The organism is Escherichia sp. MAL-1, from assembly GCF_052948035.1.
In genome coordinates, this window is sequence record NZ_CM129609.1 from 1,747,753 (window position 1) to 1,771,058 (window position 23,306).

Annotated in this window: 17 protein-coding genes; 7 read left to right on the forward strand and 10 right to left on the reverse strand. The window is 52.0% G+C overall.

Annotation, left to right across the window (positions count from 1 at the left end; genetic code table 11):
• Window positions 1–166 precede the first annotated feature (166 nt).
• From osmF to yehW, 4 genes are read left to right on the forward strand one after another with little or no spacing between them, the layout of a single operon-like run.
• Window positions 167–1,084 carry a glycine betaine ABC transporter substrate-binding protein OsmF gene (osmF, locus tag ACU8XX_RS08430; protein WP_001131254.1) on the forward strand — a complete coding sequence of 306 codons (918 nt, stop codon included), beginning with the start codon at window positions 167–169 and terminating at the stop codon, window positions 1,082–1,084.
• A gap of 6 nt (window positions 1,085–1,090) precedes the next feature.
• The gene (gene yehY, locus ACU8XX_RS08435) at window positions 1,091–2,248 is read left to right on the forward strand and encodes a glycine betaine ABC transporter permease YehY (protein ID WP_000221784.1); all 1,158 of its coding nucleotides are present in this window, start codon (window positions 1,091–1,093) and stop codon (window positions 2,246–2,248) included.
• Window positions 2,241–3,167: a glycine betaine ABC transporter ATP binding protein YehX gene (yehX, locus tag ACU8XX_RS08440; RefSeq protein ID WP_000569358.1), complete on the forward strand. Its 927-nt coding sequence runs from the start codon at window positions 2,241–2,243 to the stop codon at window positions 3,165–3,167. The genes yehY and yehX overlap by 8 nt, the downstream gene beginning before the upstream one ends.
• A 4-nt stretch (window positions 3,168–3,171) precedes the next feature.
• Complete coding sequence (yehW, locus tag ACU8XX_RS08445) at window positions 3,172–3,903, forward strand: glycine betaine ABC transporter permease YehW (RefSeq protein ID WP_000783120.1); 732 nt, start codon at window positions 3,172–3,174, stop codon at window positions 3,901–3,903.
• On the opposite strand, the gene ACU8XX_RS08450 is transcribed toward yehW, so the two are convergent.
• Both ACU8XX_RS08450 and mlrA read right to left on the reverse strand, forming a co-directional pair.
• Window positions 3,884–3,991, reverse strand: a complete 108-nt coding sequence (locus tag ACU8XX_RS08450; protein WP_001216963.1) for a protein YohO — start codon at window positions 3,989–3,991, stop codon at window positions 3,884–3,886. The genes yehW and ACU8XX_RS08450 overlap by 20 nt on opposite strands.
• Before the next feature lie 59 nt (window positions 3,992–4,050).
• On the reverse strand, window positions 4,051–4,782 hold the full coding sequence (gene mlrA, locus ACU8XX_RS08455) for an HTH-type transcriptional regulator MlrA (protein WP_001240401.1): 732 nt from the start codon (window positions 4,780–4,782) through the stop codon (window positions 4,051–4,053).
• Between the two features lie 221 nt (window positions 4,783–5,003).
• On the opposite strand from mlrA, the gene btsS reads away from it, so the two are divergent.
• The 3 genes from btsS to ACU8XX_RS08470 are packed head-to-tail and all read left to right on the forward strand — an operon-like array spanning window position 5,004 to window position 7,922.
• Window positions 5,004–6,689, forward strand: a complete 1,686-nt coding sequence (gene btsS, locus ACU8XX_RS08460) for a two-component regulatory system sensor histidine kinase BtsS (RefSeq protein WP_001295431.1) — start codon at window positions 5,004–5,006, stop codon at window positions 6,687–6,689.
• Complete coding sequence (btsR, locus tag ACU8XX_RS08465) at window positions 6,686–7,405, forward strand: two-component system response regulator BtsR (RefSeq protein ID WP_000598641.1); 720 nt, start codon at window positions 6,686–6,688, stop codon at window positions 7,403–7,405. Before btsS ends, btsR begins: the two co-directional genes overlap by 4 nt.
• Before the next feature lie 46 nt (window positions 7,406–7,451).
• A complete protein-coding gene (locus ACU8XX_RS08470; RefSeq protein ID WP_001295430.1) occupies window positions 7,452–7,922 on the forward strand; it encodes a YehS family protein in 471 nt (156 codons plus the stop codon).
• Window positions 7,923–7,962: 40 nt separating this feature from the next.
• On the opposite strand, the gene ACU8XX_RS08475 is transcribed toward ACU8XX_RS08470, so the two are convergent.
• The 8 genes from ACU8XX_RS08475 to ACU8XX_RS08510 all read right to left on the reverse strand — a co-directional run bounded on the left by ACU8XX_RS08475 (window position 7,963) and on the right by ACU8XX_RS08510 (window position 23,177).
• A complete protein-coding gene (locus ACU8XX_RS08475; protein WP_001373589.1) occupies window positions 7,963–8,424 on the reverse strand; it encodes a YehR family lipoprotein in 462 nt (153 codons plus the stop codon).
• A 124-nt stretch (window positions 8,425–8,548) separates the two neighbouring features.
• Complete coding sequence (locus ACU8XX_RS08480) at window positions 8,549–10,552, reverse strand: SWIM zinc finger family protein (RefSeq protein ID WP_112034019.1); 2,004 nt, start codon at window positions 10,550–10,552, stop codon at window positions 8,549–8,551.
• Window positions 10,549–11,685, reverse strand: coding sequence for a vWA domain-containing protein (locus ACU8XX_RS08485; protein WP_001292779.1), 1,137 nt, complete (start codon window positions 11,683–11,685; stop codon window positions 10,549–10,551). The genes ACU8XX_RS08480 and ACU8XX_RS08485 overlap by 4 nt, the downstream gene beginning before the upstream one ends.
• Window positions 11,678–13,957 carry a DUF5682 family protein gene (locus tag ACU8XX_RS08490; protein ID WP_112034018.1) on the reverse strand — a complete coding sequence of 760 codons (2,280 nt, stop codon included), beginning with the start codon at window positions 13,955–13,957 and terminating at the stop codon, window positions 11,678–11,680. The genes ACU8XX_RS08485 and ACU8XX_RS08490 overlap by 8 nt, the downstream gene beginning before the upstream one ends.
• Window positions 13,958–13,967: 10 nt before the next feature.
• Entirely contained in the window at window positions 13,968–15,056 is a 1,089-nt protein-coding gene (locus ACU8XX_RS08495; protein ID WP_001351787.1) for an ATP-binding protein, read from the reverse strand.
• Between the two features lie 306 nt (window positions 15,057–15,362).
• Window positions 15,363–15,680, reverse strand: a complete 318-nt coding sequence (yehK, locus tag ACU8XX_RS08500; protein WP_000636918.1) for a protein YehK — start codon at window positions 15,678–15,680, stop codon at window positions 15,363–15,365.
• Between the two features lie 60 nt (window positions 15,681–15,740).
• A complete protein-coding gene (gene yehI / locus ACU8XX_RS08505; RefSeq protein ID WP_112034017.1) occupies window positions 15,741–19,373 on the reverse strand; it encodes a DUF4132 domain-containing protein YehI in 3,633 nt (1,210 codons plus the stop codon).
• A gap of 9 nt (window positions 19,374–19,382) precedes the next feature.
• Entirely contained in the window at window positions 19,383–23,177 is a 3,795-nt protein-coding gene (locus ACU8XX_RS08510; RefSeq protein ID WP_240765447.1) for a DUF4132 domain-containing protein, read from the reverse strand.
• Between the last annotated feature and the right edge of the window lie 129 nt (window positions 23,178–23,306).

Consider the following 23,306-nt stretch of genomic DNA (forward strand, 5'->3'; position numbering starts at 1 on the left):
AAGGCGTTTACGCCGCATCCGGCAAGAAACGCCGGGCAAAATATGCCCTTTAAGTATTTATCTGATTCTGCAACTGAATCCTTCCGCTCAGGCTAACTCTGTCATTATCAACTATGCTTTTCTCTTAATTCGCTGAAAACAACAGTAAAAGAATGAGGAAAGCATCATGCCACTCTCAAAGGTCTGGGCAGGTTCACTGGTTTTGTTGGCAGCCGTGAGCCTGCCGCTGCACGCGGCTTCCCCCGTTAAAGTCGGTTCAAAAATCGATACCGAAGGCGCGCTGCTCGGCAATATCATTTTGCAAGTACTCGAAAGCCACGGCGTACCAACGGTCAATAAAGTGCAACTTGGAACGACTCCTGTGGTGCGCGGGGCGATTACTTCCGGTGAACTGGATATCTATCCGGAATATACCGGCAATGGCGCTTTCTTCTTTAAAGATGAAAACGATGCGGCATGGAAAAACGCGCAGCAAGGTTACGAGAAAGTCAAAAAACTCGATGCAGAGCAAAACAAGTTAATCTGGCTGACGCCCGCACCAGCGAATAACACCTGGACCATCGCCGTGCGTCAGGATGTGGCAGAGAAAAACAAACTCACTTCGCTTGCTGACCTGAGTCGTTATCTGAAAGAGGGCGGCACCTTCAAACTGGCAGCCTCGGCAGAGTTTATCGAACGCGCCGATGCGTTACCCGCGTTTGAAAAAGCCTACGACTTTAAACTCGATCAGGATCAGTTACTGTCACTGGCTGGCGGCGACACGGCGGTAACGATTAAAGCCGCTGCCCAGCAAACTTCTGGCGTTAATGCCGCAATGGCTTACGGCACTGACGGTCCGGTCGCGGCGCTGGGGCTGCAAACCTTAAGCGATCCGCAAGGCGTGCAACCTATCTACGCGCCTGCACCAGTGGTGCGTGAGTCGGTGCTGAAAGAGTATCCGCAAATGGCACAGTGGCTACAGCCAGTCTTCGCCAGCCTCGATGCAAAAACATTGCAGCAACTGAATGCCAGCATTGCAGTGGAAGGACTGGATGCCAAAAAAGTGGCTGCCGACTACCTGAAACAAAAAGGGTGGACGAAGTAATTTCCCGTGACTTATCTACGTATTAATCCTGTTCTGGCGCTGCTGCTGTTGCTGACGGCAATCGCAGCGGCGCTGCCGTTTATCAGTTACGCGCCTAATCGTTTAGTCTCGGGTGAAGGGCGTCATCTCTGGCAACTGTGGCCGCAAACGATCTGGATGCTGGTGGGCGTTGGTTGCGCCTGGCTGACAGCCTGTTTTATTCCCGCTAAAAAAGGCAGCATTTTTGCACTCATTCTGGCGCAATTCGTCTTCGTATTGCTGGTGTGGGGAGCAGGAAAGGCGGCGACCCAACTGGCGCAAAATGGCAGTGCGCTGGCGCGTACCAGCCTCGGCAGTGGTTTCTGGCTGGCTGCGGCGCTGGCATTGCTGGCCTGTAGCGATGCCATCCGCCGAATCTCCACGCATCCGCTGTGGCGCTGGTTGTTGCATATGCAGATTGCCATTATTCCGCTGTGGTTGCTGTACTCCGGCACGCTTAACGATCTCTCACTAATGAAAGAATACGCCAACCGTCAGGATGTGTTTGACGACGCGCTGGCACAGCATTTGACGTTGCTGTTTGGTGCGGTGCTGCCTGCGTTAGTGATTGGTGTGCCGTTGGGCATCTGGTGCTACTTTTCCACTGCGCGGCAGGGGGCAATTTTTTCTCTGCTCAATGTCATTCAGACCGTGCCTTCGGTGGCGCTCTTTGGCCTGTTGATTGCGCCGCTTGCCGCGCTGGTTACGGCCTTTCCGTGGCTGGGGAAGCTCGGCATAGCAGGAACCGGAATGACACCCGCACTGATTGCGCTGGTGCTCTATGCCTTGCTGCCGCTGGTGCGCGGCGTGGTAGTCGGTTTGAACCAGATCCCGCGCGATGTGCTGGAGAGCGCCAGAGCGATGGGGATGAGCGGGGCGCAGCGATTCCTGCATGTTCAGTTACCACTGGCGTTACCGGTATTCCTGCGCAGCCTGCGGGTGGTGATGGTGCAAACTGTAGGTATGGCGGTGATTGCGGCGTTAATCGGCGCAGGCGGTTTTGGTGCGCTGGTTTTCCAGGGGCTGCTAAGCAGCGCCATTGATTTAGTGTTGCTGGGGGTGATCCCGGTAATTGTTCTGGCGGTGCTTACCGACGCGCTGTTCGATTTGCTTATCGCACTGCTGAAGGTGAAACGTAATGATTGAATTTAGCCATGTCAGCAAACTGTTCGGCGCACAAAAAGCCGTTAACGATCTCAATCTCAATTTTCAGGAAGGGAGTTTTTCGGTGCTGATTGGCACATCTGGCTCCGGCAAATCCACCACCCTGAAAATGATTAACCGCCTGGTGGAACATGACAGCGGCGTGATCCGCTTTGCCGGAGAAGAAATTCGCTCGCTGCCAGTACTGGAGTTGCGCCGCCGGATGGGCTATGCCATTCAATCTATTGGCCTGTTCCCCCACTGGAGCGTGGCGCAAAACATCGCTACCGTGCCGCAATTACAAAAATGGTCGCGGGCACGGATTGACGATCGTATCGACGAATTAATGGCGCTACTGGGGCTGGAGTCAAATTTGCGTGAGCGTTATCCGCATCAGCTTTCCGGTGGTCAGCAGCAACGTGTGGGAGTGGCGCGCGCACTGGCTGCCGATCCGCAAGTCTTACTGATGGATGAACCTTTTGGCGCACTGGACCCGGTAACGCGCGGCGCGTTGCAACAAGAGATGACGCGCATTCACCGTTTGCTGGGGCGCACTATTGTGCTGGTCACTCATGATATTGATGAGGCGCTAAGGCTGGCAGAACATCTGGTATTGATGGATCACGGTGAAGTGGTGCAGCAGGGGAATCCGCTGACGATGCTGACTCGTCCGGCGAATGATTTTGTCCGCCAGTTTTTTGGACGTAGTGAACTGGGGGTGCGCCTGCTTTCGTTACGTAGTGTGGCGGATTACGTGCGTCGCGAAGAACGGGCAGAAGGTGAGGCACTGGCAGAAGAGATGACGCTACGCGATGCGCTCTCCCTGTTTGTCGCGCGGGGATGCGAGGTGCTGCCGGTGATGAACACGCAGGGCCAGCCTTGCGGCACGCTGCATTTTCAGGATCTGCTGGAGGAGGCGTAAGCGTATGAAGATGTTGCGCGATCCGCTGTTCTGGCTCATTGCTCTGTTTGTGGCGCTGATTTTCTGGCTGCCTTACAGCCAGCCGCTGTTTGCTGCCTTGTTCCCACAACTGCCACGACCCGTTTATCAGCAAGAAAGTTTTGCAGCTCTGGCACTGGCTCATTTCTGGCTGGTGGGAATTTCGAGTTTGTTTGCGGTGATCATTGGCACTGGTGCCGGAATTGCTGTCACTCGCCCGTGGGGCGCGGAATTTCGCCCACTGGTGGAAACTATTGCCGCCGTTGGACAGACTTTTCCGCCCGTCGCAGTGCTGGCGATCGCCGTTCCGGTGATCGGCTTTGGTCTGCAACCAGCGATTATCGCCTTGATCCTTTACGGTGTGCTGCCCGTCCTGCAGGCGACACTTGCCGGGCTGGGAGCGATTGATGCCAGCGTGACAGAAGTTGCGAAAGGTATGGGAATGAGTCGTGGTCAGCGACTGCGTAAGGTCGAGCTACCGCTGGCGGCTCCGGTGATTCTGGCGGGCGTGCGAACTTCGGTGATTATCAACATTGGTACGGCGACGATCGCCTCAACGGTAGGGGCCAGCACGCTGGGTACGCCCATCATCATCGGGCTTAGCGGATTTAATACCGCGTATGTGATCCAGGGGGCGTTACTGGTGGCACTGGCGGCGATCATCGCAGACCGCCTGTTTGAAAGGCTGGTGCAGGCGCTTAGCCAGCACGCAAAATAAAGGTATAACCTGCGAGCATGACGCCACCAATTCCGCCTAACGCCATAAACAGGAACAGGGCGATGACCCCAATTTTAGCTATGCGCATAATGCACTCCTTATGTTAACGAAAGGATTGTACAGTAAAGCGCATTTGTTAACGAATCATTAAATGCCGAGTGGGAAAATATCATGGCCTTGTTCTTGCCAACTGGTGAGTTGCTGCTGTTGGGCGGAGGTTCGATTTTCACCGCACCACACCAGCAATGTACGGCCTTCGAATAGTTCAGGGCGTAGTTGATTGAGCGAGTGGGCGAGGACATCAATGCGCCATCCTTGTTGACTGGCAATCCAGCCCTCCAGCCACAGACGGGTGGTATCCTGAATATTCCAGCCAACCACCAGCGCATCTTTACCCTGTTTTTTACGTGCCGAAGCCAGACAAATGGCGATGTAGTTGATCAGTACGCCGTCGAGGATCGCCAGCAGCGCCTGGAGAGTCGGTTGTTGGCACTGAAGCCGTCGGCGCAGAGGAATAAACAGATGTGTGGTGAGTGTCTGGGCGGGGTAATCCTGACCGCGCTCTTTGATCCACGTTCGCAGGCTATGTAGATTGCCGCTTTGCAGGTAAGTCAGTAATGTTTCTTGCTGATCGCGCCAGCCGTTCTGCACATCAACATTTTCATTACTGAGCAGCATTTTAACTTTGCTGACCTGCACGCCGTTGTCGATCCAGCGTTTGATCTCGCGGATCCGGTCAATATCGGCATCGTTGAACAGCCGATGACCGCCGTCTGTCCGTTGCGGTTTCAGCAATCCGTAACGCCTCTGCCACGCGCGTAACGTGACAGGATTAATATCACAAAGCAACGCCACTTCACCAATTGTGTAAAGCGCCATCGTCTCACCCTTGCTCGCGAGGTCCCAGTTTAACTTTAGACGCAGTTTTGCGAACCAGGTAGTTTTGCCCGTTTTTTGTGCATCTATAGGGTGATTTTATTTTTGCCAGGCGATTTTGAGTGATCGTACTCACGAATTCTCATTTTTCTGCAAGAGTTCAAAGAAAGTTAAACGCAGGCAATGTATGTTACGCGTTTTAAAGGGAAGTGTGGTTTGCGGGTATGTACGATTTTAATCTGGTGTTGCTGCTGCTTCAGCAGATGTGCGTTTTTTTAGTCATTGCGTGGTTAATGAGTAAAACGCCATTATTCATACCGTTAATGCAGGTCACGGTTCGTCTGCCGCATAAATTTCTCTGCTACATCGTCTTTTCCATCTTCTGCATCATGGGCACCTGGTTTGGGTTGCACATTGACGATTCTATTGCCAATACCCGTGCGATAGGCGCGGTAATGGGCGGCTTACTCGGCGGTCCGGTCGTCGGTGGGCTGGTTGGTCTGACCGGCGGCTTACATCGATATTCGATGGGGGGCATGACCGCGCTAAGTTGCATGATCTCAACCATCGTTGAAGGATTGCTCGGCGGCCTGGTACACAGCATCCTGATCCGTCGCGGGCGCACTGATAAAGTCTTTAACCCCATTACCGCCGGTGCCGTCACGTTCGTCGCTGAAATGGTGCAAATGTTGATCATCCTGGCGATCGCCCGACCTTATGAAGATGCGGTACGTCTGGTGAGTAATATTGCTGCGCCAATGATGGTCACCAATACCGTCGGCGCGGCGCTGTTTATGCGTATATTGCTCGATAAACGCGCGATGTTTGAAAAATACACTTCAGCTTTTTCTGCCACTGCGCTGAAAGTGGCGGCCTCGACGGAAGGCATTTTGCGCCAGGGGTTTAACGAAGTGAACAGCATGAAAGTGGCACAGGTGCTGTATCAGGAGCTGGATATTGGTGCAGTCGCGATTACCGATCGAGAGAAATTGCTAGCCTTTACCGGAATTGGTGACGACCACCATTTACCCGGCAAACCGATTTCTTCGACTTATACCTTAAAAGCGATTGAAACCGGTGAAGTGGTCTACGCTGATGGCAACGAAGTACCTTACCGTTGCTCTTTGCATCCGCAATGCAAACTGGGGTCGACGCTGGTAATTCCGTTGCGTGGTGAAAATCAGCGGGTGATGGGCACCATCAAATTGTATGAAGCCAAAAACCGTTTATTCAGTTCAATCAACCGCACGCTGGGCGAGGGGATTGCGCAACTGCTTTCGGCGCAGATCCTTGCCGGGCAATATGAGCGGCAAAAAGCGATGCTCACCCAGTCAGAGATCAAACTGCTTCACGCCCAGGTGAATCCCCATTTTTTGTTTAATGCGCTTAACACCATTAAAGCGGTGATCCGTCGCGACAGCGAACAGGCCAGCCAGCTGGTGCAGTATCTTTCCACTTTTTTCCGCAAAAACTTAAAGCGGCCTTCGGAGTTTGTTACTCTCGCCGACGAAATTGAACATGTGAATGCTTATCTGCAAATTGAAAAGGCGCGCTTCCAGTCGCGGTTGCAGGTCAACATTGCTATTCCGCAAGAATTATCCCAGCAGCAATTGCCCGCGTTTACCCTGCAACCGATAGTGGAAAACGCCATTAAACATGGGACATCACAACTGCTGGATACAGGGCGAGTGGCAATCAGCGCCCGACGTGAGGGGCAACATTTAATGCTGGAGATCGAAGACAATGCCGGTTTGTATCAACCGGTAACCAATGCCAGTGGGCTGGGGATGAATCTGGTGGATAAGCGTTTACGTGAACGGTTTGGCGATGACTATGGGATAAGCGTCGCCTGTGAGCCTGATAGTTACACCCGAATAACGTTACGACTACCATGGAGGGACGAGGCATGATTAAAGTCTTAATTGTCGATGATGAACCGTTAGCACGGGAGAACCTGCGCGTATTTTTGCAGGAGCAGAGCGATATTGAAATCGTTGGTGAGTGTTCAAACGCCGTGGAAGGGATCGGCGCGGTGCATAAACTGCGCCCGGATGTGCTGTTTCTCGATATCCAGATGCCGCGCATCAGTGGTCTGGAAATGGTGGGGATGCTCGACCCGGAACATCGTCCGTATATTGTTTTTCTCACCGCGTTTGACGAATACGCCATTAAAGCCTTTGAAGAACACGCCTTTGATTATCTGCTGAAGCCAATTGATGAAGCGCGACTGGAGAAAACGCTGGCGCGTTTGCGGCAGGAACGCAGCAAGCAGGATGTTTCGCTGTTACCAGAAAATCAACAGGCGCTGAAATTTATCCCTTGTACTGGGCATAGTCGGATTTATTTGCTGCAAATGAAAGATGTGGCATTTGTCAGCAGTCGGATGAGCGGTGTCTACGTTACCAGCCACGAAGGGAAAGAGGGCTTTACCGAATTGACATTACGTACCCTGGAAAGTCGTACACCACTACTGCGCTGCCATCGTCAGTATCTGGTTAACCTCGCGCATTTACAGGAGATTCGTCTGGAAGATAACGGCCAGGCCGAGTTGATTTTGCGTAATGGCTTAACCGTGCCGGTCAGCCGCCGTTATCTGAAAAGCTTAAAAGAGGCGATTGGCCTGTAAAAGACTGCTAAAATGGCTTTTTGCCTCATCAACACCTGAAGGCCTCATGCTAAGTAACGATATTCTGCGCAGCGTGCGCTACATTTTGAAAGCCAATAATAATGACCTGGTGCGTATTCTGGCGCTGGGTAATGTCGAAGCCACCGCGGAACAGATCGCCGTCTGGCTACGTAAAGAAGACGAAGAGGGTTTTCAGCGTTGTCCGGACATTGTTTTGTCGTCATTCCTCAATGGCCTGATTTATGAAAAACGCGGCAAGGATGAGTCTGCTCCGGCACTGGAGCCGGAACGTCGCATTAATAACAACATCGTGCTGAAAAAATTACGCATCGCGTTTTCGCTGAAAACCGATGACATTCTGGCGATCCTCACCGAACAGCAGTTCCGCGTTTCGATGCCGGAAATTACGGCGATGATGCGTGCACCGGATCATAAAAACTTCCGCGAATGCGGCGATCAATTTTTACGTTATTTTCTGCGTGGACTGGCAGCGCGCCAGCATGTGAAGAAAAGCTAAGACGGGTATGGCGGCCATGCGAAACATGGCCGCCGACAGATTATTTCACTTCTTTAAAACCAGCGGCTTTCATCACCAGTTCCATTTGCGCCATAGTGATACCTTTTTTGGCATCTTCAGCAGAAACGTTGATTCCTGAAATACCCTGCAGGGCTTTAAAATCCACTTTTTCCATATCGATAGTCACGTTTTCCTGCGCGTAGGTATCGGTATAGGTTAATTTTTCTTCAACACCCGCGATGTTTTTGTATTTGGCGCTTAACGGCTCAAGTGCCCTGGCAGCATCTTCTTTGGTGGTTGCACCAATGGAGGCAAATTGAATTTTGGTTTCAGAAGATTGCTTAAGCACCTTGTCACCTTTGTAGACATAGGTAATGGCAATTTCAGTGCCGTTCAGATTGGCGCTGAATTTCTTCGATTCTTCTTTGTCACCGCAGCCAGCAAGAGAGAAAACCAGAACAGATGCAACAACGAGGGAAAACAGCTTATTGAAAGCCTTCATGTAAAACTCCATTTTATTTAATCAAGAAACTGGTGACTCTCACCAGGGGCTATATAGAATATGCCTAATACCGTGGCGTGAGCAGTCCGGAACTGGAGTAGAACTCTTAGTAAAAAGCACTATTTCATCCTTGTTGCTGAAGCATGGGGAATAATTGTTCGCAAAGCAAAACACCGTTATTCATTGCTTCTACCCGTGCCTCGCTTTCTGTATTACGAAATTGTGCCAACACATGTGCCAGCCGATAAAAACCCACCGCGGTGAGGTCATTCGCCAGCAACTCTGCCTGACTAATAGCGCTCTGTTCCTGATAGCGCCAGCCGTTATGGAGCAGTTGAATAAGTAACGCCTGGCAGCGCATCAGCAACTGATGAGCAGTAGACGGCACAGGCAGAACGCTGGCAGAAGGTAGTGATACCACCACAGGCGCAGTTTCTGCGTCCAGCGCCCAGGCACGAGTCTTTGTCATCATTACCTGTGGTTCCAGTGTCAATTGCCCATCAACAAAACTGACAAAGCCAGAAACCAGATACACGGGGTCGTCTGTTTGTTGCAAAAGCGCCGCCATGCGTTCAACGACATAAGGCGCGCTGGCTGAGGCTGGCAGTGATAACGTCAGCAGATTATCTTCACCTTCGCCGCTGATTACCTGCGCATCCAGCGTCTGGCGGCTGCTATCCCAACCGAGCGAAATACACTCAGCGACCGGCAGAATAAATAAGTTATCGACCTGATTAAGAGGCCGTATGCAGGCGGGGGGACGCTGGCGTAAATATTCCCGCAAAGCCACAATGCCCGGCTGGCGTAACGGCGCGCTCAACATTTGCCAGGCATCAGGCGACAGCGGCACAACGCTGCTTAAGCGGTTGCGGGTAGCTAACAGCAGCTCGCCATCGGCACTGCGTTTTGCTGCTTGTGAAACAATTTGCCCGCCCGCCAGTGCGCCAGCCTGAAAACTAAACAGCCGACGCGTAGCTGCCGGTGAGTTTTCCTGTTCACTTCGCGGCCAACTGCGCGAAAGGTGCAAAATACTGCCGGTGTCGGGATCGGTAAACCAGATGCGTAAACCATAATGCTCAATATCCTGCCAGCAACGCATACCTAAAGACACCAGCCGCAGATGATCAAGCTTTGCTTCTCCGGCAATGCCTGCGCCAACGACCGTGCGCCACGGCATGGGAGGAATTTCACCAACACTGTCGCGCTGCGCCATTTCGTGTGCGCAATTTAATCGACTGTTTAATGCGGCAAGCTGACACAAGCATTCTCCGGCATGATAATGGCTTGCGCGGGCGTGGAAGGCATCAACGCTGGCGCGCAGTTGCCGTAGCGATTCACTCACCCATCGCCAGTTGCAGCGTTCCGCCGCTTGCTGCGCGCGGCTGAAAGCGGCCTCGTAGTGAATAAGCGGCTGGCTGATGCCGCCAAGCCATAATGCCTGGCTTAATTGCTGAACATATTGACGACACGTTTGGCCTTCTTCGCTGGCAAACGGATCGTCAGATGATGTGACGTGTTCGCTGCGCATCTGCCAGATTAAATGGTTAAATTCTGCTTGCTGCGCTTTGGCCTCGACGAAGGCCTGTACCGCCAGTACGATATGTTCGCAAAGAGTGCCTTCAATACAATCACAACGGGCGAAACGAATGCTGCTGCGGGAATAAAAACGCACATCGCTCATCGGTAAGCGGGCAGAGGGAATTTCGCCCGGCGTACAGAACAACTCAATGGTGATGCCTTTAGCGACCAGCGCCTGCGCGCGTTTGCGGGTGGCATCGGGCAGGGTAGCCAGTTCTTCCAGCCAGATTGCCGGATCCCACTCTTCTTCTTTTTCCGCAGGCTGGGCGGTAGCACAAAGTCGTTGATAACTTAACACCAGCATCACGCGATGACGGCACATGCCGCTGGCCCCACAGGTGCACTGAGCCTCTTTCAGTGCCTGGCCGTTCGCCAGCTGGGTACGGACACCGTCACTGAAGGTGGCGATTAAAGCGCCGTTCTCATGGCTGATTTCCGGGACGTTGCCATTTTCCAGTTCCTTAAGGCTGCGCTTAACAAAACCGGCATTGCTTAACGCCGTCAGTGCCTGTGGTGTCAGTTCTAATAATTCCGGACGTAGTGAATTCATGACTGAAGGTTCTCTGCAAGCCATGATGCCAGCTCGCCCGGCGTCATGGCGGCTATTTGTGCGCCGACGTTAACCAGCGCCTGGGCCGTATCGCGGTCATAGCAAGGCGTTGCTGTGCTATCGAGCGCTGCCAGTCCCAGCACTTTGATGCCGCTCTGGACACACTTTTTCACCTGATGCGTCAGCAATGATGATGAACCCCCTTCATAAAAATCGCTCACGAGGATAATGACGCTTTTTGCTGGTTGTTCAATAAGTTGCCGACCATACTCCACGGCACTGGCGATATTGGTTCCGCCGCCCAGTTGTACTTTCATTAATAGTTCTACCGGATCGGCAACGTCTGCCGTGAGATCAACGACGCTTGTGTCAAACGCCACCAGATGGGTACGAATGCCGGGTAACTGCCACAAACAGGCCGCCATCACCGCAGAGTGGATCACCGAATCGACCATCGAGCCGCTTTGATCAACCAGTAAGACCAGTTGCCATTGTTCGCTTTGGCGTTTAATGCGGCTGTTAAATCGGGGGGATTCGATATACAACTTGCCGTGTTGCGGGTGCCAGTGTTGCAGGTTGGCGCGCAGAGTACTTTTGAAATCAAAGTTTCGCGCCAGTGGAATAAATGAGCGGCGACGGCGATCGCGGACACCAGAAAAAGCCTGACGAACTTCCTTTGCCAGTCGAGCCATAATTTCTTCAACAACCTGGCGCACTATCCGGCGGGCGGTAGCCAGTACTTCGGGGTTCATCAGATGTTTGGTATGCAAAACGGCGCGTAGCAGGCTTTCAGAAGGCTGCATACGTTCCAGCACGTCGAGATTCGTCACCACATCTTCAATGCCATAGCGCAGTACGGCATCGCTTTCCAGCCGCTCAATCACCTGTTGCGGAAACAGCGTGTGAATACTGTTGATCCACTCAGGGGTGGTGAGATTTGAGCCACCTAATCCACCGGAGCGTTCACCACGCTGGAGCCGTTCAGGATCGCGCCCATACAGCCATTCCAGCGCGTGGTCTATCTGCCGGGCGTTGTCATCCAGCCCACAAAGCGTCGTTTCTGCCGCTTCGCCAAGAATTAATCGCCAGCGTTGTAGCTCACGGGTGGTCAGAAGATCGTTCAGTTCAGACATGGAAAACTCCCCAGTGTTGCAGCGATGCCAGTGCCTGCTGTTCGAGTTGTTGATGATGTGCAATGGCCTGTGGTGGACAATGCAACGGCATTTGCAGCGCTGAAACAGGAAGCTGCGCAAGCTGGTAATGCTCAAGCACCTGATGCGCCAGCGTCCCGCGTTCTCGTGGCGGTAGCCAGGCCATTGCCGCGCGTAAATCGGGCAGGGCGTTAATAAAATCGTCGTCACTTAGTTGATTTAAATGACTGCTGAAACCGGCGATAAATGCAGGTTGACAGGCCAGTTGATGACGGGCTAATGCCAGCAAACCGTGCAGCGCCTCACCGGATTGTGCCGGGGATAACTGCGCCAGCATCGTCAGCGCCGCTTCGGCACTGGCGTTGGGATGTTCCAGACGCATTAGTGCGCCAAGAGCCGCGCCGCGATCCAGCGCCGGGGCATGAATCGCCTGACTGCGTCGCTCCAGTAAGGCTACCGCCGCAGAAAGAGAAACGCCGGGTAAATTAACGCCGCTATGTAGATCGCGCAGGATATGGCAAAGCGCTTGCCAGCTATGCAGGTGAGCGTGAAACTCCTTTTCATCCGGTCTGCCGTTAGATTCACACAGCCACAGCGTGCGATCGATAGCCGCGCATAACGTCGTTTGTAATATCTGCGCGCCTTGCATACCGCTAATTTCATCCAGCCGCCATAAGGCATATAGCACTTCCAGCGCCTGGCCCATTTCGGCAAATTGATTTTCCTGGGCGATTAATAATGTGAGTTGCTCCAGTAATTGTTGACTGAAGGACGCCAGACCCGCTAACGCCGCCTGGCTAAGACATGTGGTGATACTGCCGATTCCACCCGTGTCCAGCATATCGGCTTCTAATTTATGGCGTGCGGCTTCCTGGAGTGTTGCACCAAAGCAGGCGGCCTCAATCAATGCCGCATGCTGGCTAAGCGGGCGGGTTAATTTCCAGTGTTCTTCACCGTTGCCTGCAAGTGTCAGTGTACTTCCCTGCTGGCGTACAATCCCTGGGATCTCCAGTATTGCCAGCCGATGTAACACCTGACTTTGCGCTAGTCCATTGGGGTTAAAGCGATTTAAGGTAAGCTCCGCCGGAAGAGAGATTGCGGTACGTTCCAGTTCGCAGGTGACATCTTTTGGCAGAGGCGGTTGTGGCGTAGAAGGGGCAAGTTTACCGAATCCGTCACCCGCTAATGTGTCTATCAACGTTAGCAGAATCGGATCGGTATCGGGATGAATAACGCCGCGATAGCTCCACGGCAACGGCGCATTCAGGGCTTCTTTAATCAGCGAGCCTGCTAAGGCATCCAGCCAGTCAGTGCGTAACGGTAGTGTATGACCGCGCAACTGTGCCAGCGCCATCGCATGCAGATGAGCGGCAGCCATATCCGCGGTAGAAGCGGGCAATTTGTGCTGGCGCAAACGGGTAAGGATAGTTTTTAGCAGTTGTTCACCGGCCTTCTGCAAGCCCCACTGCCAGCACCAGTTTTGCCATACCGGGGCAGGCATTCCTGAAAGGTATCCTGCCAGCACATCAAGGCGCTTTTCACTGTAGGGTGTGAGATAACAACCTGTAACGGCATCTGCCAGCGAGGGCAATTCTGGCTTGTTAATTTCCTGAGGGCATTCGCGCCACATCTTTGCCAGTGCCGGAGCGTGCCAGCCACCGCAGACAACCAATACGTCGCCATCATTTTGCTGCATCGCCCATCCAATCCAGCGGGTCATAAAGGCTTCGCGCTGACGATTGAGTACATCGCCGGGGGAATCGCCGCGCAGTTGGGCAAAATAGTGCGCCAGCGCAGAGGGTAATGCAATTTGCTGGCTTTCATCTTCGAACAAGTGATCCCACAGGGTGTCGCTGTTATCCATGCGGGTGGCACGCAGCAGCAAGGTCTGGCTTTCCTCTTGCGTATCAGGCGAATCGTCCTCTTCTTCACTCTGCGCCCAGCAAGGCAAATCGATGAAGTAAGTTTGTGCCTGAATACGACGAGCGGCTTGTAGCGCCTGCCACTCCGGCGAAAATTCAGCAAATGGCGTCCAGGCACCACGCCCGGGGGCTGCACCGTCCTGATACTGGCAATAACTGTAAATAGCTACCGGAAGCTGGTGGGCTAAAAACAGTTCGTCTACCCGGTCATTAAAATCAGCCGGGCCTTCAATCAACACGTATCGTGGCCGCTGGCTTTCGAGTAACGATTTCACCAGCCGGGCGCAGGCCGGACTATGATGCCGGATGCCGACAATTAACGGCTCGCTCATGCATCTTTCCTCACGGCAGGCGGTGGCGGGCTTGATAATAAGCCTGCCAGTGAGCTTCTTTATGTGTGGCGACACGCTGTTCGAAGTAACGGCGCAGACGAGCGCGATCTTCTTCATTATCTTTGACGATGGTTCCGGCAATGCAGTCCACCAGGTCGGCTGGCTCACCTGCGCGATTCGCTAAAAACCAGGCGCGGACGCCCACTGCGTGGGCCACGTTCACGGCTTCAGCGGTGGACATAATTGCCGTCAGGGTATCCATTGACGTTTTCTTTTCGCCGTTGGCACGCAGATCGCGGAAGGTGCGGACCAGTAACTCCAGTACCGCGTCAGGCACTTTATGCGGAATACCGCTATGGGCCAGCAAACGCGCCGAAGCACTGGCGACCAGTTCCAGCTCCTGGGCGAAATCCATAATCGGAAAGACAGTTTCAAAATCGAAGCGACGCTTTAGCGCGGCACTCATCTCATTGACGCCGCGATCGCGGGTATTGGCAGTGGCAATAATATTAAAGCCTTCTCGCGCATAGAGCTGACTGGCTTCACTGGTGAGTTCCGGCACCGTCATAACCCGGTCAGAAAGCATACCTAACAGACAGTCTTGCACTTCCAGCGGTGTACGCGTTATCTCTTCAAAACGGACGATTTTGCCGTCGCGCATTCCCTGGTAAAGCGGGGCAGGGACCAGCGCTTCCGTTGATGGACCATGATTGATAAGCAGAGCGTAGTTCCAGCCGTATTTGATTTGATCTTCAGTGGTAGATGCGCCGCCCTGGATGGTTAACCCGGCATCGCCGCTAATAGCGGTTGCCAGTAATTCAGACAGGAGAGATTTTGCGGTGCCAGGTTCCCCCACCAACATCAAACCGCGCCCGGTGGCAAGAGTGACTAACATACGTTCGACAGCAGAGGGACTAATCACCACTTTACGGCTAATATTTTGCGCGCTATCGCCAAGGATAAAAGCACGGGCCGCAGGCAAACTTAACTGCCAACCGGGCGGGCAAGGTGCGTTATCATTTTGTTTTAATTTTGCCAGTTCATCGGCGTATAACACAGCGGCAGGCGGACGCTGCAGATGATTATTCTGCGGTGACATATATTCATCCCTGAAATGTATTAATGAAATAAACGATATTTTACGCGCAATAAATGTTTGGCGCATTAGTTGTTTGAGCGGAAAATATCTGGAAAGCAGATCACAGTAAATAAAAAAACCTGCTGGTGAGGCAGGTTCTTTTATTTACTATTTTCAGGCCCAACACCGCAGCCTGTGCAACATCGTGTTCCAACGAACGAATTATAACCACGGCTGGACCCCGTTGCAATTAAGATAATGAGATTTATAATCCAGGCCATTGGGACGTTGCGCCGGATCGGACCAATTTGAATTATTTAGAGTATATTATTCTATTTCTTGGTTGAATATATTCTGTAGTTCACGATTAAAAATTGCTATTACAGTTTCAGGTGATTCACCTCGTAATTTCCGCTCATCATTACACTCATCTCTTATATAAATCAACGCATCATTTATTAGCGGGTCAGCATCTTCTCGATCACGTTGATGAAATGTTGGATGTAGCCGGAATCGCTCCAGTCGATAGACGGAACCTGTAAATAATTCAGGGCATTTATGGATCTCAAGTCTGAAGGAAAACGGATCTTCAGGTACAGGGACCTCATAATCGTAAATAGCAACCAGCTCTTTTTGCACGATCATCGCTTTCCCCGCTGGTAAGTCGTGTAGATAACGGGCAGTCGCATCACTGCCCGCTGTGTTTTAATGGAAAATGACGTCAGGTGCGCTTAACGCCTCACTCAAATCAAACACATCAAGTTCGGCAAAAGTGACGGATTTATTGTCACGGTACACTCGAAGAGAACGGCAGCTCATTAACGCTTTGCTATCAACATTGTAGTGGTTAAAACCGGGTGAAAACTTAAGGACCAGCCGGTACTCGCCCAGGTCATAGACAAATGTGTCCTCATAGCCTGACTCCCAGCCTTTGTATCGCATTCCCATAAGTTGCCCAACGGTAGCGGATTTACCTTCCCAGCGAGTCAGGCTGTTACTGGTTGACTCGTCAGGTGTGAGCAGCACCGTGCGGCGCGACAACTGGCGAAAAGGCGGCATAATTTCGTAATCGGCAAAAAGCTGTGCAAATTCACTGCGCATTTCTACTGCCATTTCTAACGGGTGGGCAATGCCAATCAGAGCGTCCGCAGGCAGGTCAATTGGCTCATCTTGCGCATTGCAGAACTCCCCCTCTGCGGCCACACGAAAGGCGTTGAGTAAACGACGCGGTTCATTTGCCGGATAACCCCCCCATATTAATCGCTGGGTAACCAGACGGGTAAAGGGATGATTAACAAACAGAGAATGAAAATCTGCCAGCGACCAGCGTCGGGTGGTACGTAGGGCAGCTTCAAGACGCGGGAGCAGGTTTTTGCTCACCTGAGTAGCATCTTTTTTTAGCCCTTTTAGTCGGGCCAGTGCCTCGGGCGCTTTCAGTTGATCGTCATCGGCGCGCAAACGGGGAACGCTTTTCTGGCGAACGTTTTGCTGATCAAAGATAACCGGGTTGAGGTTTTCATCGAAGCGAACGGTAAACTGCCGGGGACCAAAATCAAAACTCAACGCCTGCGGATCATCAAGGCCCAGGGTTGGGACTAATCTGTCCGCTAGCTCTTCCTGGCTTAGCCCGCGATTTTCTGCGACCACCTGAAGAAATTCCGCCGCGTTATCACGTAAGGGGCGGGATTTAGCCCGTTGCGATATATGATGCAGCTGTATCAGCGCCATATCATTATTCATCAGGGTAAGGATGTTCAGGCCGCTGACAGCACGGGCAGATTTGCCTTCTTGTGGCCAGGCGAGGATCTGTGTCGTCAGATCCCGTGCCGTGCTTTCGTCACCAAAGAGACTTAACGCCAGAAATGCCCAGTTGTCTTTTGCGGGGGCACCAGCTTGTTGCCACGCAGTGAAGAGATCCCAGGCAAAAGCTGCCAGCGTTTGTGGCTGGCAGAACGTTTTCAGTTGTTCCAGCCCGCTATAAAAACGTCCCCCCTGGGTAAAGCGCAGCATTTCGCCGATAATTTCCAGAGCGTCACCGGTAACAGGCTGATTATTAGTGATAAGTCGAGGCCTGGACCACATTGCCGGATGCCAGAAATCAGGGGCTTTTGGAATGCGTGCCGGGTAAATGTCCATTGGACCCTGTTTAAGCAACTGCTCCAGGGCAGACCATACATCTGTACGCTGCCAGCGGTTTGCCACGGTTTGTAGCAATTCGCCATGTCCCTGTTCGTACAGTAAACGCAGGGCAAGTAATGCGGCTTCGCTATTATCGCTGGGTTTGGTAAAGACAAGAGGGATAAGTGCACTAGCCGTATGTTCCGGCCATTGTAAAATCCACTGGCGAGCCAGATCACGCTGCGCCGCGAAACGTCGCCAGACGTGGGCAACAGGCAGCGCCAGTTCTGTTGCGCCAAAATTTAAAATTAACGGAAATGTTTCTTTTGGACGATGTGAAAAAGCCAACAGCAGACCTGGTAGCGCATCCAATCCGAGGATACTGAGAAAATAGTCCTCACCCGCGAACAGATGCTTTTTCTCATTGATACGCAGCCAGAAGGTCAAAGCCATCTCACGCGGCAACTGTGCCAATAAATACAGGTTCCAGACACTCTTTTCCGGACGATAATGTGAGTAGTTGTCATTTTCCCATATGTTAATTAACGCTTCTATGTGACCGCTGCGGAGCGCCTGTTCTGCTAATTGTGCTTCCGGGGAGTTCCAGCCATTCAGGATCTCTTCAACCCGCCCCTGGTAGTAATGCCACTGAACAAAGAGTGAATTGCGTGCAGCATCCAGTTTTCCGGGGAGTATATAATTCAGAAACAGCCATACATCATCCCCAAAACCCAGTTCCTGTAATACAACTCGTCCACTTTTTTGTTCCATGCGTTGCGCAAGAGATTCCGTGCTGAAATAACGGGCAGGCTCAGTGGCGGCAAGCCTCTCTTGTTCGCCTGGTTGCCAGTAAACTTGCGGAGTTAATTCGAGCGGTGCCAAATCAAGACGTGGAGCTGTCATTTTTTTCTTACAACGCCACGGTGGTGAAACGAGGATTTCTGGCAGATTGCTGTTATCGGTGCCATCAATAACCGGTTTGGGCGGTGCCGATAAATAACTCTTCAGCACTGACTGGGGTTGAGTACTTAACCACGGCATCACTTCTGCTGCCAGTTGTGGCTGCGATGCCATCAGCGTTTGTAACAGCGTACGCCAGTATTCATCGCGTGCTTTTTGCTGTGCAGGCAGCTTTTTGTCTTCGATGATTGGATAACCAGGGCGGGCTGGTGGTTCTGTTAACGCCAGCAGTTCTGCCAGTGCGGCGAGCGTCGCATGGGGGAAGTTTTTATGGTATTTAGCTACACGTTGCAGGCTGGGTTTGTTTTTATCAGCCACCAGTAGCAAGGTGCGGATGACTTGCGGATGGTTAATTTGTACCAGCAGACTGCCGCAATCTTCTTTATGGGCATACATCGCGAGGCGCGGAATGGCTGCCAGTCCTTGTTCGCGCAAAAGGGCGGCGCAGGCCGCGTAGCCGAAGTGGTTTTCATGCGACATGTAGCTGGCTTCTCGATCGCTAAATATATCCTGGCTCCAGTAGTGTTCGAGTTTTCTCACCGCTGTGGGGTCATTAGCAACAACTTTTAACCACTCCTTAGAATGAAAATGAGTTCGCGGGCATTCAAGGCCTACCAACTCATTGGCTATTTCTGGTTTTTCCGGGAGGATCAGCGCAATAAAAGGGCGGCGAACTTTGGTTATTCCTGGTAGTGCGGCAATGAGTTTGTCGGCGCAACGCTGCCAGCAGCTTTCCTCTGCCAGAGAGAGATGCTTACGCAGTCGGAGATCGAATTCGTTATAGGTTTCTGAGCGATAACCATAGCCATAATCCTCGTCCTGATACTGCAATGTCACTACCAGAGGATCACTCTCATAACACCGCGCAATAAACTGGCGTGCAATCACCACCTCAGTCGCATATTCCAGCCCCTCTTGTTGGACGATTTCGTCGAGCAACTGTTGGCTGTCATTTTGCGCGATACAGGCTAGCGCCGCCATTGTCCGGGCCGGGATTGAGGGTTTGTGTTCGCCGATCAAGTTGATGGCCTGCGTGATGGCGGACTGCCACTCCAGTGAAAAATTCTCATAACGCCAGACAATGTTTTTTTTCTTCTCAGCTTTTTGTAGCAATTCATCACCCAATGTCTGGATGAGACTTCCAGTGATAACGGACACTGGTTCGCCCGGCCAGCGACGATGACTGAGCGGCGTTTTGCCTTTTTTATATTTCAGTTCCAGTTGGGCGTTATTCGCCAGCCACGGTAATTCCTTGTCCATGCTCTTTCCTTATTCAAACAGGGCTTCAATATCGTTAATTAGCTCGCTGGCGGTGATGGCATCGATTACGGAGAACTGCGCTTCCTGTGTTGAATTACTCCCCCAGCCATATCTTTCTGCTTTGCCTTCCCATAGCCACAGCTTGCTTAAGAGCTGCTCAGCGCTGAGTTCGGCTGGCGACATGCCTACCGCAAAGCCTTCATCGATTTCCATGATTAACGACCAGCGACCCAAAGGTTTGATCATCCATCCGATCCAGCCTCCATCCTGTGGTTCGCCCTTTATCCAGCCTTTATTCGCCAGCCCCATGACCCGACCACTCGGGCATTTTCTGCCTGCCCAGCGGGTCAGTTCACTGGCATTGCGCTCGGCTTCTGTCAGGGCGTAGCTGTTACGGTCGAGCTGGCGGAACGGTGGTAGCAGTTCGTAGTCGGCAAAAAGCTGACCAAAGGCGGCAGCATCCGTTGGTGATATTTCCAGAACGTGAGGAGTGCCGATAGAGATATCGCCTTCCGGCAGGGTGAAAAGATCATCGTCAGCGGTGCTGGAGCTGTTATCTTCTGCTACGCGAAAGCAAGCCAGTAGCTGGTTTTCGGCGCTATAAACGCCCCAAATCAGACGGCGGGTTAAGTGACGAACCAGCGGATGCTCAACCAGGAAGAGCTGGAAGTTTTCCAGCGACCAGCGGCGGCGCAGGCACATGGCGGATTCCAGCCTTGCTACCTGCTGGGCGGCGATGGTACGCGCATCTTTTTTCAGCAATTTGTAGCGGTTAACCGCATCGTTCGCCCGCGTTTCATCATCGCTTTTGTTCGGTTTGGGCAGGTCTTTCAGGCGGCTGCCGGAAACATCACGCACAAACGGTTTTAAGGTTTCATCAAAGCTGACGGTGAACTGCCGTGGGCCAAAATCCAGCAGCAGCGAACCGTTATCATCCAGACCGAGATCCGGTGCTAACCGATCTTCAAGCTCCGCCACCGTGAGTTCGCGGCTCTCGGCAATGTCGGCAATTTTTTCTTTTGCCCGCTCCTGTAATGCTTTGAATTTCAGTTTCTGGGCGATGCCGTTAAGCTGCATAAGGGCGATATCACTACCGATAGCAGCGAGAATATCCAACCCAACGGTGGCGCGTTTATGCTGGGATTCACCAGGCCAGGCGCGTATTAATGGCGTCAGTTTGCGGGCGGTGTCATCGTTACCGAGAACGCCTAACGCAGTGAACGCCCAACTCTCTTTCGACGGCGCGCCAGCGGTCTGCCAGGCGGTAAACAGATCCCAGGCAAATCCCGCCAGTGAGTCGGCGGAACAGACGTCTTTCACCTGCAATAATCCCGGATACAGAGCCTCTTCCTGAGGGAAGCGGAGCATTTCACCGAGGTGGAGGAGGGCGCTATCTGGCAGTGATTGGGCATTTGCTTTTAATACCGGGCGCGTCCAGAGCGATGGCTGATAAAAGGCCGGAAGAGTGGGGATTTTTGTCGGGTGATTATCTAAGGGATCGAGCGCAAGCAGAGCGTTCACCGCATCGGTTACTTCCGGCTGGTTATAACGTCGGGCGATTTCTTGCAGTAATGGCTGATGACCGTTTTCGGTAAGCATACGCAAGGCAGCGCGGGCGTTATCCTGTGCTTCACCGGCTTTGCCGAGCGCCGCAGGCAGCAGGCCGGTAAGGGCATGTTCCGGGTATTTCAACAGCCAGCTACGGGCGTTTTCGCGTAGCGTTTTCAGTTTGTTGAAGGCACGGGCGACGGCAGGAGCCAGCTCACTCGCTGCGAAGTAATTCGTGATGGGCAAGGCTTCTTGTGGATAGCGTGCAAGTGAGTTTACTAACCCAGGTAACCCTTTGAGTCCAAAATGTAACATGGAGTATTCGGTATCGGTATGTGGAGATAGGGTAAGGGCATTCCATGCTTTTACTGCTTTCTCCAGCGGCAATGTTGTCAAAATCCCCAACTGCCAATAATGCCCGGTAGGTGAATGAAACACCTTAAATTCACTTAGTAAGGTTGAATAATCTTCATTTAGCCATGCCTCAACTACCGCTTCGGGAGCTTTAATATATGTACCAGCGATCCGTCGTTGAAAACCCATCCTTGCCAACAGGTTGGTAGTACTTTCTTCATGGCTAACCGTGATGTGTTTTGAATACCAGATATATTTCGCCAAAAGTTGATTACTGATTTCTTCTGTCAGATAACAGATTGGCTCAATGCCTAATGGCGCTAAATCCAGCACCGGAATCGGCGATTTTTTCTTTTTCGAAAGCCAGGGAGGGGAGACTACTACGGCTGGCAGTAGATCGGCGCTGGCATGGTTTGAGGGCTGTGTCAGTTGTTGCTGGCATGATTTCAGTACGGCAACTGCGGGTGTCGAGAGCCAGGGAATGACCTGTTCTGCCAGTGCTGGTTGTGAGATAAGCATTGTCATTAGCATAATGCGCCAACTGTTCTCTTCTTTTTGCCCAAGAAGTTCCGTCAGTGCCGCCATTGCTGCATGTGGGAACGCAGCAATGGCTTTCGTCATCCGATCGTGACAGCGTTTAGTTTGCCCGGCTACACGTATAAGCAGTGTCAATGCGAACGGATGATTGATATGACGCAACACATCGGCGCAGTAGTCACTTGCGGCATAGGGAGCAAATCGGGGCAGGGCTGCAACACCTTGCTCCTGTAATACGGTGGCTGACCATATCGCACCACAATAGTAATCATCAAAAATGGCATATGGTTCGTGATATTTTTCTAATGAGGCAAGAATGTGCTCATCAGTCGCCACTATTTTTAACCACTCAAGCGAGGGTAATTTTTTTTGCCCCAGTAGACGCTGGGCAATTTCATATGCAATTTCTGGTTTTTCGGGTAATAACAAAGCAATTAATGGTTGCCGCCATTCTGGAATATGTGGAATTGCGGCAATAAGTTTTTGTGCACATTTTTGCCAGAGAGACTCTTCCGTCAGTGATAAATGTTTACGTAGGCGTAATTCAAATCTGGAATATTGCTCCAAGTAGCTAGGTGCAATGCCAGACGGCAGAATAATAATGACATTATTCGCATAATCCCATTCAATATCAATCTGTTGAAGGTGTATTATTACATCAGTAGCATATTCCAGACCGCCTTCCTGGACGATCTGATCCATAACATCCTCACGCACTTTATATCTTGTGCATTTCATTTCAAGTGCCGTGAGTACAGCCATTACTGGTGATGGTAACTGTGTTGTTTTCAGGCCGTCGATCTGACTGATCGCCTGGGCGACGGTGTTTTGCCATTCTAAAGAACAGGCGCTGAAGTCAAATGTGGCTGTTTTATTATCCCGTTGCGACACACTACAGGCTAAGCGACGTAATTGGGTCAATTTGTCTGCTTGCTGAACAGGAACTCCGGGAAAGCGGCGATGACTTAACGTGGTGTGTACAACTTCGGGCGGAAAAACGACAGCAATATCTTTCGCCAGCCACGGTAAAACAGCATCTGTATTTTTGTCAGGCGCACGGGTTTCTGCTACGAAAGAGGGTTGTTCCTGAATAATGGTGGATAAGTCCGCTACCTTGAGAGAGCCCGTTACCGTTTGGGAAGGTTGCAAAGAATTATCCTTCGCTTGCTCCACATACCCCTTCTTCACCTTCTCCGCAATCAGCTTAAGTTCCGCTTTTTCCGCTGCCGCAGCATCTGAAAAACTTTTTATCTGACTTTGCCCTTTGGTGCCAACTTTTCCCCAACTGATATGCAACTCGTTTCCCTGTTGCTCCACCGCCCAGAATTTATGTGATTTTTCGTCCTGATAGATAAAGTGTCTCATTCTGCATCCCTGTAATTTTATCCAGTTGAATGCAGATGCTACCAGTATTTATGCGGGTTAGAGAGAGACAAAATCGCAAGAAAACAACTTTAGGAATTTATAAAGAAAAGGCGCTGTCGATGCAGCGCC